Genomic DNA, 16,974 nt, shown 5'->3' with positions numbered 1-16,974 from the left:
AGGAGGAAGGGAAATGAGGAAAACGTTCATCGTGGTGTTTTGCCTTTTGTTAATAGGTTTGTTTCCCATACTTTCCTCTGCTGCCAGTTCTGTTCCTTATAAGACAGAAACTTTATCGGCTGATGGAAATGTTATTGAAACTCAAACAGCGTATGTTCCGATTGGAATATTTGAAAATGATGCAGAGATTGTGTCTCCAGAGCATGTCTTTATTGATGATCATGATTATATTTACATTGCGGATTCTGGAACACAATTAGTAACGAAGTTTGATGAGCAAGGAAATGAATTATTGAAATTTGGCGAAGGGTTACTTGAACAGCCACAAGGTGTTTTTGTAAGCCACGAAAATCATGTTTATGTAGCGGATTATGCTGCAGAAAAGGTGTTTCGCTTTTCTGAGGATGGAGAGCTTTTGAAGGAATACGCTCGTCCAGACTCTCCATTATTTGGGAAAAGAACTACTTTTAAACCGCAAAAAATCTCCGTAGATTTACGCGGAAACCTTTATATCATTAGTGAAGGATCGACGAACGGTATTATTCAAATGAATCAAGATGGTTCCTTTTTAGGATTTTACGGTGTGAATAATTCACGTCCGTCTATCTTAACTTTTTTACAAGATTTAATTACAACAGAGAGTCAAAAAGCTAGTTTATTTATGAAGGTTCCACCAGCACCAACGAATATTGCAATTGATGAAAAAGGATTAATTTATACAATCACTTCCGGTACAGACTGGGAAGTTATTCGTAAGTTAAATATTGCTGGGGCAAATATGTTGCCATCGGACTTAACAGATGTAACGAATTTACGTGATATCTCGATTGGCCATATCGGCAATATATATACAATCGGTAATGACGGTAAAATTTATGAATATGACCGATTCGGAAATCTTCTCTTCATTTTTGGTGGGAAGGAAGATGAATCGAATCGAAATGGATTGTTTATGCAGCCTTCTAGTATAGAAGTTGATAATCTAGGTCGACTGTACATTGCAGATAAAGAAAAAGGTACTATTCAAGTATTTGAGCCAACTGACTTTACAGCAAAGTTACATGAAGGTCTTGCCCTTTATGCAGAAGGATTTTATGTAGAGAGTCAAGATAACTGGACAGAAATATTAAATCTTAACTCTTCGTTCGGTCTAGCTCATACTGCTATGGGACAAGCTTTTTACAAGCAGCAATTATATGATGAAGCGTTAGCAGAGTTTATACTTGCAGAAAATAAAGCTGGATACTCTGATGCGTATTGGGAAATCCGTCAAAGGTGGATGCAAGAAAATTTAAGTAAAGTGTTTGTGATTTTAGTTGGCTTCTTTATCCTTTGGTCGGCAGTTAAATTTGCTGATAAAAAGAAAGGTGTATTACAGCCAGCGAGAGATGCTTGGACAAAAGTGAAGAGCAAAAAATTAGTTTCCGAGCTTTTATTCATCCTTAAGTTTATTAAACATCCGATTGATAGCTTTTATTACGTTAAGAGAACGAATACAGTATCGGTACTATCTGCAACTATTCTTTATTTTGTTTTATTTATCGAATATTTACTTACAATCTATTGGACGGGGTTCTTATTCTCGGACAGAAATTTAAACGATATTAATCTATTTATGGAAATGGCAACATTGTTCGTTCCTATTTTCCTATTTATTGTAGCAAACTATTTAGTTAGTACAATCACAGATGGGGAAGGTAGGTTTAGAGATATTTATATTGGAACGATCTACTCTTTAGTTCCGGTTATTTTATATCTTGTTCCAATTACGATTGTGTCGAATGCGTTAACGATTAACGAATCATTCGTGTACACGTTCTCGATGCAGATTATTATTGTATGGTCTGCTGTAATTTTATTCATTATGATCCAAGAGATTCATAACTTTACATTCTTTGAAACGGTACGAAACATATTAGTAACGATTTTTGCCATGTTAATTATAATTCTCGTATTCTTTGTAATCTATGTCTTACTCGACCAAGTTATTGAGTTTGTACTATCGATCATTCAGGAGGTGATTCTTCGTGTATAAGAAATGGATATTGCTATTAATTGTTCTTTTATTCCCAATACAAGTTATTGCAACGTCCTTATCTAGTGAAGAACCAGAAACAGAGGTGACGGAAGTACAGGAAGAGTTAGCGAGTCAGACATTACGTTATTCCTCCAATCAATTTACAAGGCCAGAGAAGGAAGCATCTACTATTGAAGTAGATACTAACTTAGAAGGGTTTGAATCTGTAGCGGAGAATGGAACTTTAAAGGTATTTGTTCACCCTGACTCTCTTGCTTTAAAAATTGTAGATAAAAGATCGGGGTACGTCTGGAGTTCAGGTTTAGAGGAAGATGGAGAGTATCGGTTAAACACGAGATGGAGAAATATGGCCAACTCAGCGGTAACAATTACGTATGTGGACGATAAAAATAAGGAAACGAGTGAAGACCTTATTACGAACGGTGTAAAGCCTAATGTACAAAAAGTGGAGGACGGCTTTATTGCTGATATTGAGTATAAAAATGCCGGCATTTCTTTTCAATTGCAAGTGACGTTAGAAGAAGATTCGATTGTCGTACATGTGCCTAAAGAAGAAGTGAAAGAAGAACGAAACACAATGCTTGTATCGATGCGTTTGTATCCTTTCTTAGGTGCAGTTGAATCAGATAATATTGACGGTTATATGTTTATCCCTGATGGTAGTGGTGCTTTAATGCGTTTCGGGGAACGTACAAGTGCAAATTCACCTTATCAAGCGTTCGTTTACGGAGAAGATGAGGGGTTTTCACAAGTTCTTTCGAGTGGAACGGGTGACATAAGCCCGCCGCAAAAGATTACGATGCCAGTATTTGGACTTGTACACGGAGCACAGCAAAATGCACTAATTCACATTATTGAAGGTGGTAACTATAATAGTGAGTTGATTGCATATCCCGCTGGAGTTTCCACTGATTTTAACTGGATGTACTCGGAGTATCATTATCGCTACCAATACTTCCAGCCAACTAGTAGAAGTATGAGTGGTTATAAAACATACCAAAAAGATAGAAATCAGTTCGACATTCAACAACGAATCGCTTTTTTAGCAGACGAAGAAGCTGATTATGTAGGGATGGCTAAATATTATCAAAAATATTTAGTTGATTCTGGAAAGTTAGCAAAAAATGAAGATATTGCGGATGTACGTTTAGAGTTTTTAGGCGGAGAAGTGAAAAAAGGATTAATATGGGATTCTGTTTTAGAAATGACGAGAATAAGTGAACTTCCAACGTATGTCGAGAAGCTTCAACAGCAAAATGTCGATAAAATAAATGTTGTATATCGTGGCTGGTCAAAAGGTGGGCTAACGGGCACGTTACCGAAAAAGTTTCCTATCGAGAAAAAGTTAGGTAGTACGTCTGACTTTGAAGACACGATTAACCGCTTAGAGGGAAAAAATATTGATCTATCTTTCTATACAGATTATACGAAAGCATTTAGAGGAGCTTCTGGTTATTCAGGAAGTACAGATGTAGCTAGAAAAATAAATGGCGAAACGATGCAGTATAAAACGTACGACCGAGATTACTATTTATTAAGTCCTGCTGTTGCGCTTGAAATGGCTGAAGACGATGTTAAAGGTTTCGAAAAGCTAGGAATCTCGAATATCGCGATTGACACAACAACGAATACATTATTTTCTGATTTCAATTCAAAAAACAAAGCTACTCGTTATGACAATGTAGGTTACATTACAGAAATGCATCAATTATTATCAAACGAGATAGGGTCTTTATCATTATATGAACCTAACGACTATCTATGGTCCGTTACAGGACGTTACTATGATATTCCGATGTACTCATCAAATTATAGCTTTGCAACGGATACGGTTCCGTTTGTTCATATCGTTTTAAAAGGTTATGTTCCATACTACGCTCCGTTCTCAAACTTCTACTTCAATAAAGATGAAGAAGTGTTGCGAATGATAGAGTATGGTGCGAATCCATCATTTTATTTAACGACAGAGCCTTCTCATTTATTAATGAAGACACCTTCGAGAGACTTGTATACATCACAATTCTCTGTATGGGAACAGGAAATTGTGAACCAGTATGAGCTTGTTCAAGAAAGTTTAGGACAAGTGGAAGGTGCTACCATTGAAAGTCGATATGTTCATAAAGACGGTGTAGTAGAAGTAACGTATTCAAACGGTGTATCGATCATTGTCAACTATACTAATCAAACGTTTGTTCAAGATGGCATTACAGTAGAGGCAACAGACTTTAAGGTATTAAACAAGGGGGATAAAACATCATGAAAAACCTTTCGATGAAAACGAAGAAAAGTTTAATTGGCTATGCGTTTATTTCCCCTTGGCTAATTGGCTTTGCTCTACTAACGGCGTTTCCAGTGTTTTATTCTCTCTTTTTAAGTTTTCAAAAAGTAAAGGTTACAACCGAGGGAATTCAAACCGAATTTGTAAAGTTTTCGAACTTTGAATACGCATTTGCCGTTGACGCTATTTTCACGCAAAAAATATTAACTTTTATCCAGGAATTGGTACTTTCTGTTCCGATTATTATCGTATTCTCACTAATTATCGCGTTGTTATTAAACATGCCGATTCGGTTTAAAGGATTTTTCCGTACAATCTTTTTCTTACCCGTCATTATTGCGAGTGGACCGGTAATGAGTGAGTTAATGGAACAAGGAGTAACGTCTATTCCTTCGATTGAAGAGTATGCCATATTTAATATGGTGATGTCGGGAACAGATGGATTTTTAAATACAGTTGTTATTTACTTAATGGACAATCTTATTTTTATCCTTTGGTTCTCCGGTGTACAAATTTTAATCTTTTTAGCAGGTTTACAGAAGGTAGATAAACAAATTTATGAAGCAGCAAAAATTGACGGTGCATCAAATTGGGAATGCTTTTGGAAAGTCACACTTCCGAGTCTTATGCCAATGGTCATCGTAAACACAATTTATACAATCGTTATGTATTCAATCTTTGCATTAAACCCTGTAATTGACCATATTCAAGCAAATATGTTCAACATTAATACAGGTCTTGGGTACGCTTCATCACTTGCTTGGATTTATTTCTTAGTTATTGCTGTCGTACTAGCAATCAGTGTAGGGTTACTCACAATGAGAGTGAACAAAAAATATGGATAAGGAGGGATTATAGTGGCAAGCAAAGTAGTAGAGTATAAGGAGAAAATTAGTAACGTCGGTAGTTCGGTTTTACGCTTTTTCTTCGGTAATAGAGGGCAAAATGGCATGATGCTAAAAGCTTTTATTTACATCCTATTAATAGGAATTGGCTTTGTTTATTTATACCCTTTATTATACATGGGATCTTATAGTTTAAAATCACTATCAGACATCTTAAATCCTTTAGTAAATTGGATTCCAACACAACTATATTTAGACAACTATGGAAGAGCCAACGACGTCCTAAAATTCCTTCCGACATTAGTTCAGACATTGTATGTAACAGTTTTACCGGCAGTGGTACAAACAGTTGTAGCGGCGGTAATTGGTTACGGATTTGCTAGATTTGAGTTTCCATTTAAGAAAACGTTGATTGTCTTCGTATTGGCAACGTTTATCATTCCGCCACAATTAACCATGATTCCTAGATACGTATTTTTTAATGAACTAGGGATTCTAGGAAATATTCAGTCTTTCCTAATTCCTGCTTCGTTAGGGCAAGGAATCAATAGTGCGATTTTTATCCTAATCTTTTATCAGTTTTTTAGAATGATTCCGAAGTCGCTTGAGGAAGCAGCACAGTTGGACGGTGCAGGTTATTTCCGCATTTTCTTCACAATAGCAATTCCGATGGCTGTACCAGCGTTCATCATTTCCTTCCTATTTTCGTTTGTGTGGTATTGGAATGAAACGTATTTAGCGGCGTTATATTTTGGTAACTCGTTAACGACGTTACCTCTTGAATTGAATAAGTTCGTCGCAACGTATAATCAGTTGTACGCAGGTGCTGATGGTACGGATAGCAACATTAATGAAGGTATTCGAATGGCAGGTACGGTACTAACGATTTTACCATTGTTAATTGTTTACTTCTTAACGCAGAAGTGGTTCGTGGAAGGTATTGACCGGTCAGGGATTACAGGGGAGTAACTATCAGCGTTTTCAAGCCACATCGTAGAATATGAAACATGTAAATAAGTAAAATGAAATAGTCAGCAATGAAAGTTGCTGGCTACATTTTTAATAATTATTGAAACGTTTCAAATAATAAAAGTTTGGAGACGACAAACATGAAAAATAAAAAACTAGGCTTAATGGTTGGCTCTATTATTGCAGTAGTGGCTATCTTCATTGTTGTATTAGCATTCGATTTAATGGCAGATAAAAACGCCTCCGTAGATGAAAAAGATGTACCAGAAATTATTGAATTAGAAAGCCAAAAAAGCTTCGAGTTTTTCTGGAAAGAAGTAAATGATGACCAAACTAGCCCTGGCTATGGACTAATTCGTGACAGAGCTCCCGGTAATCCGACATTATCTAGTATTGCCTCCATAGGCTTTGGATTAACAGCAATTACGATTGGAGTAGAAAGAGGCTGGATTACGAAGGAAGAAGCAGAGGAACGTGTGAATGGGACGCTCGACACGATGCTAAATAATGCTGAGCATATTAATGGAGTATATTATCACTTCTTAAACATGAACACGGCAAAAAGAGCGGGGACTAGCGAAGTTTCCATCATTGATACAGCTATTTTAGTAAGTGGAGCGTTACAGGCTGGAGAATATTTTCAAGGTGAAATAAAGAAAAAGGCAGAGGAAATTTATAAGCGAGTGGATTGGGAATGGTATCGAAATCCTGACCGCAATATGTTCTACATGTCTTACACGCCAGAGGACGGTTTTTCAGGTGCTTGGGATTTTTACGCAGAACAACTTATGCTATATTTCCTAGCAGCTGGTTCACCAACACATCCAGTAAACGAAGAAATGTTTTATGACTTTATTAGACATGAACAAGCGTATGGAGGCGGGGAGCCATTTATTCATTCATGGTTTGGATCTATCTTTACGTATCAGTTTTCTCATGCATGGTTTGACCTAAGAGGTAAAATCGATCGTGAAGGAGTAGACTGGTTTGAAAACTCGGTCATTGCCTCGATAGCGAGCAGACAATATTCTATCGATAATATGGATCGATTTGAAACATTTGGACCAGATGCATGGGGATTAACAGCAAGTGATGGTCCTAAAGGGTATGAAGGTTTATACGGTTCATCGCCTTCTGGATATGACAACACGGCACATTTTACCGATGGCACAATTGCGACTGCTGGTGCAGCTGGCTCTATCGTATTTACTCCGGAAGAATCCATTGCAGCTCTAGAAAACTATTACGAAAACTTCCCTGAATTATGGGGTGAACACGGCTTAAAAGGAGCTTTCAACTTAGATGTAACACCACATTGGTATGCAAAAGATAGCTTAGGAATTGATAAAGGGATCACATTATTGATGCTTGAAAACTATCGTTCAGGTTTTGTTTGGGAAACAACGATGAAAAATAAATACATTCAAGAAGGTATGATAAAAGTTGGTTTAGTAGATTCAAAAGAGTAATGAGGAGGAAACTTCCATGTCAGTTTTAATGAACAAGAGCAAATTTATCATTGATGGACAAGAAGTATTTTTATATGGTGGAGAACTTCACTACTATCGTGTACCTAAAGAAGAGTGGAGAGACAGGCTAACAAAGCTAAAGGCTGCTGGATGTAATTTAGTAAGTTCGTATGTACCTTGGGTATGGCATGAAATGGAGGAAGGTGTGTACGACTTTACGGGACAAACGAGAGGGGAAAGAGATTTAGCGTCCTTTCTTGAATTAGTAAAGGAGTTTGGACTTTATTGTATTGTTCGACCAGGCCCTTACGTTATGGCGGAGGTTCGCTTTCACGGCGTACCGAACTGGTTACTAGAAACGTATCCGGAAGTCATTGCGAAAACGAAAAGTGGGGAGAATCATCCAACAAGCGTTGTTTCGTATCGTCATCCAATCTTTTTAGAGAAAACGAAAAAATGGTATGAAGCAGTCAATGATGTAATTGTTCCTCATCAAATTGACCGTGGTGGGTCCATCATTATGTATCAGCTTTGTAATGAAATTGGTATGTTCCACTGGGTAACGAATACATCTGACTACAATGAAGAAACGTTGGAAAAATTTGCGGCGTACCTTTCTGACAAGTACGGCACGATTGAAAAATTCAATCAAACGTTTGATTTAAAAGAAAGTTCTTTTACTAGCTTTGTGCCGAAAATTGTAACTGGTTTACCAAGTGACTATCCTTCCTTCCATTATGAATGGAGTGAATTCCGCCGTGAGTATATAAAAGATTATGTTGGAGATTTAAGAAGTTTTGCTAAAGAAACAGGTATTACCGTTCCGTATATTATTAACGTTCACGGTTTTAAAGATTATTCTATTTATAGTCGTGGTGTGGATTATCCTATTGGACTATCCCAACTATATAACACAGCCGAGTTTGAAGATGTCGTAATCGCTGGAGATTTTTATCCAGGTCATATCGGTTACGATAACTATCACGATTTAGTATTAGCAACTACTTACACGAGAGCCATTTCTCAAAAAGACCAACCAGTATTCTCAGCAGAATTTCAGTCAGGACGTTTAGCAGACCGTCCGAGACTATACCCACAAGATTTAGATTTAAATACTCGTACTTGTGTGGCACACGGAATGAATGCCCTAAATTACTATATGTTCGTCGGTGGCGAAAACTATGAAAATATTGGTTTATTTGGCCCACGACACGAGTGGCAAGCACCAATTGATTCGAAAGGTGGCTTACGACCTAATTATGAGAAGGCGCGTCATCTTGGTGAAGTGTTCCAAACAATTGGATCAAAATTAATTAATGCTCCTAAGAAAGTTCATACGTATGTTGGGTTCAATCCAGATGATTATATGACAGAAGTAATAGACGAGCGTGACCAAAAGCTTTTAGGCGATATAGTTGGAAAGCGTGAACAAGCTTCATTTGATGGAATTCTTCGCTTATTAGTAGCTGCGAATATTCATTTTGAAGCAATAGACTTATTAAAAGACTTATCGGTTTCAGAAGTGCCTTCATTATGGGTATTTTCAACAAGGAAAATGAAACGAGAGCTACAAGCACGATTAGCAGCATATGTAAAAGATGGCGGAAAGCTAGTGCTATATCCGGAAGTACCATCCGAAGATCTACAGGGAAATCCGTGCCGACTTTTAGCAGATGAATTGGAGCTAGGTGAGTGGGAGGTTATTGGTGGACACCCAGATTACCTAGATATTTTAAACATAGATGCGGTTAACGTTCGACAACGTCTACGTTTTACTCAATTTGAAGAAACACCAATTGCGACATTTACACGCACTGGTGGTAAAGAAGTTGCTGCTTACAAAAAGCAAGCAGGTAATGGGGAGATACTCGTACTTGGCATCGTGATGGGACATGACTATAGCTATCAGATTGATGCGATAAAAGAAATTGCAGAGAACTTTGGAATTACGAGTCATTTACAACCGTCCAATCCAAATATGTCCGTCGTTGAACGAACGAATGGTAAAGAGTCTTTCCTATTTGTTGGCAACTACGATGAAGTTACGCAAGATACAGTGCTTTATGAAAACGGTGAGGCTCTATTTGGTGGCGAAATGATTGAATTACCACCAAGATCTTCTGTCATAATCGTAAGAAACTATGAACTTCTAAGTGGTGTCCATATCGAATATGCAACAGTAGAAATGACGAAGCTTAATGAAGGAAGTAACCATATCGAACTTAGCGTTCAACCAATTGGTACGAGCGGAGTGTTAAAGCTAGTGACAGGTGGTGAGTGGCAAGTAGTTGGATATGAAGCGACGGAGAATGGTTCTATTATGATAAATGAAATTAATAAACCAACTACTATTAAGATTAGTAAGTGATAAAACTTAAGAAACGTATTAAAGTAGGAGGCTGTTAACGTGATTGAAATTAAAAATAAGCAAATTATCATTGATGGTGAACCGAAAATTATTATGGCTGGTGAAATTCACTATTTCCGTTTGGATCGTGAGGACTGGCAAGATCGATTAGATAAGTTAAAAGAGGCAGGCTGTAATGCAGTTGCGACTTATGTGCCTTGGATTTGTCATGAAGAGGAAGAAGGCAATATTGATTTAGTAGGTAGAACTCGTCCTGAGTTAGATTTAGTAGGATTTATGGATCTTTGTGCAGAAAATGACCTGTACTTTTTCTTAAGACCTGGTCCATTCATCATGGCAGAAATGAAAAATGAAGGTATTCCACATTGGGTTATTGAGAAGCACCCAGAAATTTCTCCAATTACTTGGGATGGAAGAAAGACTATTGCGCATACGCTTGATTACACAGCACCATCTTTTTTAGCTGAAACGAAAAAATGGTTCGAAGCGGTAATGAAGGTTGCTACGCCAAGACTTCATACGAACGGTGGAAACATTATTGCTGTTCAGCTAGACAATGAGATTGGGATGCTTTCTTGGGTAAGTAATAGTCCTGATTTAACAGATAATGTTTTAGAGGATTTTTCTAATTGGCTAACAGAGCGTTATGATGTGGAAACGTTGAAGGAAAGATATCCTTTTGACCTGGAAAATGCAGAAGCACGTAAAGTGGGAATTCGTACGCCACAGGAAGACTATTCTTCTGCACTACACTTGGACCTTGGTTATTACATGAGACATCGTTTTGCAAGATACGTTGCTATTTTAAGAGAGTACTCCGAGGAATTTGGTGTGAAGGACGTTCCGTTTGTTGTAAACATTCACGGTACAGGCGGCGGTCGTGCGTTACAATTCCCAATTGGTATTAGTCAGTTGTATGAATCTTACACACAAGCACCAGGATACATATCTGGTTCTGATATTTATTTTGGCGATTTAACGGTATCTACTTTCCAAGATTTATATTTAATTAACGGATTTATGGATGCGGTTCATAACGAAGATCAACCGTTAACGTCTGTGGAATTTAACTGTGGGAACGGAGACTTTGGTAATAACTATGGAGGTCGTCTAGATCCTTCAGCTGTTGATTTCAAAGCAAGAATGTGTATTGCCCAAGGAAATCGTCTATTGAATTACTACTTATTAACTGGTGGAAGAAACTACCGCATGAGTAAGAAACGTAACGATGGAAATGATCGTATCGCTCACACTGGAGAGCGTCACGGATTTGCGGCTCCTATTAATCCAGAAGGGGAATTAAACTACACGTTCCCAAGAATGGCTCGCTCGATTAAAACCATTATGGCTGTTTCAGACAAGCTTGCTGTAATGAACGAAGAGCGTGATGATGTGGCATTTGCGTTTATTCCAGACTATTATATGACGGAATCTCGCTACCCAACGAGTGAGAAAATGCAAAACATGTACCGTAATATTGAACAAAATAGAGCGCATGCTTCATGGGAAAATATGGCGCGTGCTATGCTTCTAGGTGGATATCGCTTCGGCTCTGTTGATATTCAAAATAAACCAATTGACCCTGCGACAACACCAGTGCTTGCTTTACCTTCTGCAGGCTACTTACATCGTCACGTACAACAAAAGCTTGTTGATTATTTACAAGCTGGTGGTGGCATTCTTCTTTATGGAGAAGTACCACAATATGATATGGAAGCAAATCCATGTACGATTTTAGCTGATGCACTTGGAGTTCAACCGATTAAAGTAGAAAGAGATAGCTTGAATTACAAATTATCCATTTACGCAGATGGGTGGGCAGCGCCAAGACCTGAGCTTCGTACACATAAAGCACAAACCGTTCAAGTGGATGAGAAGGCAGAACCAATCGTTCGTGTATATGGAACAGATGAAGTGTGTGGGTTTGATCGCCAAGTAGGAAAAGGAAGAGCGATTGTCATTACTGGGGTATACACGTGTGACGTCGAATTTTATCGAGAAGCGCTAGAGAAACTAGGCGCAACAGCTACACTTCGTCACGATTGTAAGCACCTCGGCATTTTTATGACGTCCACAGCAAACAGTGCTGGCGAACGCTTCCTTCACATCTTAAACATGGACGGATTCGATAAAGAGATACATGTTTATGACAACGGAGAGAAATTGTTAAATGGTCGCAAGCTTCTTCTACAAAGTATGGATGGGTTAATGCTTCCAGTAAATGTGACGTTTGGTGAAGTTGAAGTTGTATATTCCACTGCGGAAGTTATCAATGTAGATCCTGACAAAATGGAATTCCGTTTAACACAAGTGGAAGATGTAATTGCCTTGAATACGGACCGTGAAATTCTTCAAAGTGATGATTACAAAGTGCAGGAAAAGGATGGACAAAAGATTATTCTGTCAAACAAGCATGCGAAAGTGGATGATCATTTAACAGTCTTTTTTCAATAAGTTAAATCAAAACGAGGTTTGGACATTTAATTTTTAAGTAAATATGAAAAAACGAACAATCTTAGCGGAGGAAATATACGTAGCCTACCGTGGGAGTGAGGCTACCAGTGCGTAAGCATAAGACTCATCACATACCCGTAGAGGGCGAAGTATATTTCCGAAGCGTTTTTTTTAGTTTTTTTCCTATTTCTTCTTAAAGAAAACACTTTTGTCTTAACCTCGTTTTTATTGATATTGAAATGTCATCTTTATGTATAACAAGGGGATCAGGAGTGAAATACATATGCCAATTATAGAAAATCTCCCTAATAGTATTACTATTGAGGAAGACATCCTTTTTGCAGCAAAAGCAGATATGGATGACAAAGGAAATTTTTCTGAGCAATGGTTAGTCATATCGAAAAATGAGGTAGCTGTTTTTCAGCAAGAAGGAACGAAAATATACGCGTGTCAAATAAAGGATATTATTAAAACTTCTCTCATGCACGCTATCGGTGGGGGAAGTCTTTTAGTAGAGACGAAAGAAGAGTCTAAGGTTTTAGTAAGATTCACTTCATCTTTCACGAAAAAATTTGTCATCGCCTCCCAAACGATCGATAGTTTAGTAAAAGGGGAAAGTCTACCTGTTCTAGCTCAAAAAGATAGAATGCGCTTTTGCTCAACCTGTAAACGTCCACTTCACGAAGGAACAGACGTATGTCCAAAGTGCGTGGACAAGAAGAAGGTAGTAGGGCGAATACTACAATATGCAAAGCCATATAGAAAGCAAATGGTGCTCGCCTCTTTATTAATGGTATTTGGTACATTATTGACTCTTGCTCCACCATTCATTACGAAAATTATTGTTGATGATGTATTAGTCGAACAGAAAATCGGCGTGTCTCTATTATTTTTAGTTGTGGCACTTGGTATGACACAAATTTTACATGCATGTTTAGATATTGCGCGAGGATTTGTTGGAGTATGGGTTGGAAGTAAGATAATGGGTGATGTAAGAAAAGATACATATAATTCGTTAATGAACTTATCCTTAAAATATTTTGACCAAAGACAAACGTCTCAATTTATTGGCAGGGTAAACAGTGATGTAGAGGCGTTAAGACAATTTTTAACAGATGGCATTCTTTGGTTAGTTGGGCAAGTATTAATGCTAGTTGCCATTATTGTCGTGATGGTAAGTCTTGATTGGAAGCTAGCTCTTTTAGCGTTGATTCCAGCCCCAATTGTCCTTATTTTATCTAAGATAATTTGGCCATATGTTAGAAACAGGTGGTACAAGCAGTGGCAAGCGATCAACAATTTAAATATGTTGATTGGTGATTCTTTACAAGGAATAAGAGTAGTTAAAGCGTTTGGACAAGAAGCGAAAGAGAAAAGTAGATATGAAAAAGGAAATCATGCGGTAATGGACCAAACGATTCGCACGGATGGAATGTGGCAAGGTATTTTTCCTATCTTCTCTTTACTAACCGGAGCAGGTGCCTTATTAGTATGGTATTTCGGTGGACAATCTGTAATGGGAAATGAAATTACGTTAGGTACATTAATGGCGTTAATTGCTTATTTAGGAATGTTATTCGGTCCATTACAATGGTTTAGTCAAGCAATTAGTTGGATGAGTAGTGCGTTTGCTGCTGCTGATCGGATTTTTGAAATTATGGATACTAAGCCAGATGTGCCAAACCCTAAAAATGGTGCAAGCTTGGAAGAGTTAGAAGGTAAGGTTGTATTACATAACGTTACTTTTGGCTATGAGTCTCATATTCCAACTTTGAAAAATATCAATCTAGAAGTAAAACCAGGAGAAATGATAGGACTTGTTGGGCATTCCGGGGCAGGAAAATCAACATTAATTAATTTGATTTGTCGATTTTACGACCCAAATCAAGGGGAAATCACGTTGGATGGCATCAATCTTCGCGATATTAAACAAGAGAGGCTCCATGAACAAATTGGGGTTGTTCTGCAAGAGACCTTTTTATTTGATGGAACGGTTGCAGACAACATTGCCTATTCTAAACCAGATGCGACACCTGAAGAAATAATGAGGGCTGCAAAGATAGCAAATGCTCATGATTTTATTATTAAGATGGAAGATGGCTATGACACGAAAGTAGGCGAACGTGGTCAGCGTTTGTCTGGCGGTCAGAAGCAACGTGTGGCGATTGCTAGAGCGATTTTACACAATCCGAAAATCTTAATCTTAGATGAAGCTACTGCTTCGGTTGATACGGAAACAGAGAAGAAAATTCAGGAGGCTATCTCTCGTCTAGTAAAAGGTAGAACAACCTTTGCGATTGCCCACAGATTGTCTACGCTTCGTAATGCTGATCGATTAGTCGTTATTGACAAAGGAGAAATTGCCGAGATTGGAAGCCATGACGAGTTAATGGAGAAACAAGGGATTTATTTTAAACTAGTAGAAGCACAACGTGAAATGTCTCAAATAAAAGGAGTGAGTGTTGGATGACGGATGATTTCAGTATTACGTTACTAGATAGTAAGGATGTTTCGTTTGTTAGAGACCGTGGAGGCTTATTAACTGCTCATATTCAAAACAAGCAACATAAAGAAATATATATCTATCGGACATTCCCATATTCCAAACCCTATGAATATATATCTGTGCGAACAAAAGATGATGAAGAACTAGGGATAATAAAAGACATTAGTGATTTGGATCGACAAAGCGAGCAAGAAGTCTTGCAAGAACTTCGACTGCGTTATGTCGTACCGGTGGTTACTCGTATTGCATCCATAAAGGAAGTACCAGGTTTATGGACAATTGAACTGGAAACAGACCGTGGTAACGTATCCCTCTTAATGCGAAATGTTCATGAACATATTCAACAGACACCATCCGGAAGTATTGTCATCACCGATATGGAAGGAAGACGATGTGAATTAAGGGACATAAATCTGTTGGATAAGCATAGTTTAAGAGAATTAAATAAAGTCATTTAAAGGAGTGCATGTCTGGGACAAACTATAGTTTTGATGCGTTTGATTACTAAAAAGCCGTTTGTCCCAGACACATCCGTTAGTTTTGGCTGAAGACTTTCGTCCGTTCCTCAATAAAAAGAAGAAATAGTTTTCAGAAATGGACAAAAAACCTTGATAAAACGCTTTCATAACTTTAGAATGATAGGTAACATCAAGCTATTGAAACGTTTCAATAACTTGATGTCAAGTTGAATAAAATCTTTAATCTAAAGTGGACGATAGATTAAAGATTTTATGCAACCAATATAAAAAAGTAGAGAGGAATATTTAAATGAACCCTATTACAGATTATTATTCGAAACTACCAGAAAACGTAAAAAACTTCTTTGACCGCCAATATCGTGATTCTTATGAATTGTTAGAAGCATCCCGCCATCCGAAGACAGGTCTTTATGCAGATGGGTTTATGACATTAGGGGAAAATCCAGACTACAGATGTTCCGTTGCCGCAACAGGTGTCGGTCTTATCGGACTTTGTGTAGCAGATTTAGAAGGCTGGGAAGAAAATGCGGCGGAGAAAGTAACAACAACTTTACGTGCTCTTCGTGGAGAAATAGAAGGATGTACTGTTGCACGTGATGAGGCAACTGGCTTTTTTGCTCACTTCGTTGATATGGAAACAGGTGAAAATATCCATTCTGAAATTTCCACAATTGATACTTCAATTGTCGTTGCAGGCGCACTTTTTGCTGGACACCACTTTAAAGACAAAGCTCCTCATATTTTGGAGATGGCAGAAGCGCTATTAAAGGAAATTGACTGGAGTGTTGTTGTTGCCGATAAAGAAACAGGCGTTATTAACATGGTCGTGAAAGAAGGAAAGGGCACACTTCCTCTTCCTGCGTATAACGAATACGTCATCGTTGCGTACCTTGCACTATTAGGCCAACCAGAAAACGAGGACATTCAAGATCTTTGGTATAAAAATTTTGCAGAAAATAAAATAAAAGATTTACCAATCGTTAACTATCGCGATATTCCAGTTCTTACAGATAGCGCAGGGAAAAATTTCTTATCTTCTTTTGTACATCAGTTCCCGTTTTACTTAGTACCAAACTATGGGGACAGCCAAGTGTATAGAGAATTTTACGAAAATGCTTGTACAGCAGACCGTTTGAAGTGGAAAGAGCTAGATGATGTTCCTTCTTACGTATGGGGTTATGGTGCTGGTCCGAATGATGGGCTTTTCGGTGGTTATCATGCAGATAAAATTAATAATGCACCTCACGATATTGCATCTGCTTACATCGTGGCAGGTTTCTTACCGGTATATCCTGCAGGTATTCATGATTTATATGCATTATATAAACTTCACATTCCGTACGATGTTTACACGAATGAAAATGACAAGGAAGATGAAAGAAAGTTCCGTGGTGCTTATCAATATGGATTACACAGATATTCATGGTGGCATCTAGAACAGCCTGAGCGCTGGTACCCAACAAAGGTAACGTTAATTGACTGGAGTTCCATGCTATATGGATTAGCTGCATTTAAACGTGGAATGAACTTCTTCACAGATCGTTTAACAAAAGTAGAAGAGAAATAAA

The 16,974-nt window shown here is 37.9% G+C and carries 10 protein-coding genes; all 10 read left to right on the top strand.

Features of this window, described 5'->3' with window-relative positions; genetic code table 11:
- Positions 1 to 13: 13 nt before the first annotated feature.
- The 10 genes from O1A01_RS22740 (at position 14) to O1A01_RS22695 (ending at position 16,973) form a co-directional block, all read left to right on the top strand.
- Complete coding sequence (locus O1A01_RS22740) at positions 14 to 2,035, top strand: YIP1 family protein (protein WP_270065095.1); 2,022 nt, start codon at positions 14 to 16, stop codon at positions 2,033 to 2,035.
- On the top strand, positions 2,028 to 4,298 hold the full coding sequence (locus O1A01_RS22735) for a DUF5696 domain-containing protein (RefSeq protein WP_270065094.1): 2,271 nt from the start codon (positions 2,028 to 2,030) through the stop codon (positions 4,296 to 4,298). The genes O1A01_RS22740 and O1A01_RS22735 overlap by 8 nt, the downstream gene beginning before the upstream one ends.
- Positions 4,295 to 5,161 carry a carbohydrate ABC transporter permease gene (locus O1A01_RS22730; RefSeq protein ID WP_270065093.1) on the top strand — a complete coding sequence of 289 codons (867 nt, stop codon included), beginning with the start codon at positions 4,295 to 4,297 and terminating at the stop codon, positions 5,159 to 5,161. The genes O1A01_RS22735 and O1A01_RS22730 overlap by 4 nt, the downstream gene beginning before the upstream one ends.
- Before the next feature lie 12 nt (positions 5,162 to 5,173).
- The gene (locus O1A01_RS22725; protein WP_270065092.1) at positions 5,174 to 6,130 is read left to right on the top strand and encodes a carbohydrate ABC transporter permease; all 957 of its coding nucleotides are present in this window, start codon (positions 5,174 to 5,176) and stop codon (positions 6,128 to 6,130) included.
- 140 nt (positions 6,131 to 6,270) lie between these two features.
- Positions 6,271 to 7,599 (top strand): glucoamylase family protein, encoded by a 1,329-nt coding sequence (locus tag O1A01_RS22720; RefSeq protein ID WP_270065091.1) that lies wholly within the window; start codon positions 6,271 to 6,273, stop codon positions 7,597 to 7,599.
- Positions 7,600 to 7,615: 16 nt separating this feature from the next.
- Positions 7,616 to 9,967 carry a beta-galactosidase gene (locus tag O1A01_RS22715; protein ID WP_270065090.1) on the top strand — a complete coding sequence of 784 codons (2,352 nt, stop codon included), beginning with the start codon at positions 7,616 to 7,618 and terminating at the stop codon, positions 9,965 to 9,967.
- A 39-nt stretch (positions 9,968 to 10,006) separates the two neighbouring features.
- On the top strand, positions 10,007 to 12,421 hold the full coding sequence (locus O1A01_RS22710; RefSeq protein ID WP_270065089.1) for a beta-galactosidase: 2,415 nt from the start codon (positions 10,007 to 10,009) through the stop codon (positions 12,419 to 12,421).
- 283 nt (positions 12,422 to 12,704) lie between these two features.
- A complete protein-coding gene (locus tag O1A01_RS22705) occupies positions 12,705 to 14,891 on the top strand; it encodes an ABC transporter ATP-binding protein (protein WP_270065088.1) in 2,187 nt (728 codons plus the stop codon).
- Positions 14,888 to 15,385 carry a DUF1854 domain-containing protein gene (locus O1A01_RS22700; protein ID WP_270065087.1) on the top strand — a complete coding sequence of 166 codons (498 nt, stop codon included), beginning with the start codon at positions 14,888 to 14,890 and terminating at the stop codon, positions 15,383 to 15,385. The genes O1A01_RS22705 and O1A01_RS22700 overlap by 4 nt, the downstream gene beginning before the upstream one ends.
- A 310-nt stretch (positions 15,386 to 15,695) precedes the next feature.
- A complete protein-coding gene (locus tag O1A01_RS22695) occupies positions 15,696 to 16,973 on the top strand; it encodes a hypothetical protein (RefSeq protein WP_270065086.1) in 1,278 nt (425 codons plus the stop codon).
- The last annotated feature ends 1 nt before the right edge of the window (position 16,974 follow it).

This window comes from Sutcliffiella sp. NC1 (assembly GCF_027594365.1).
GTDB classification, from domain to species: domain Bacteria; phylum Bacillota; class Bacilli; order Bacillales; family Bacillaceae_I; genus Sutcliffiella; species Sutcliffiella cohnii.
The sequence above is the reverse complement of the archived record's forward strand: the minus strand, read 5'-3'. Positions and strand labels throughout refer to the sequence as shown.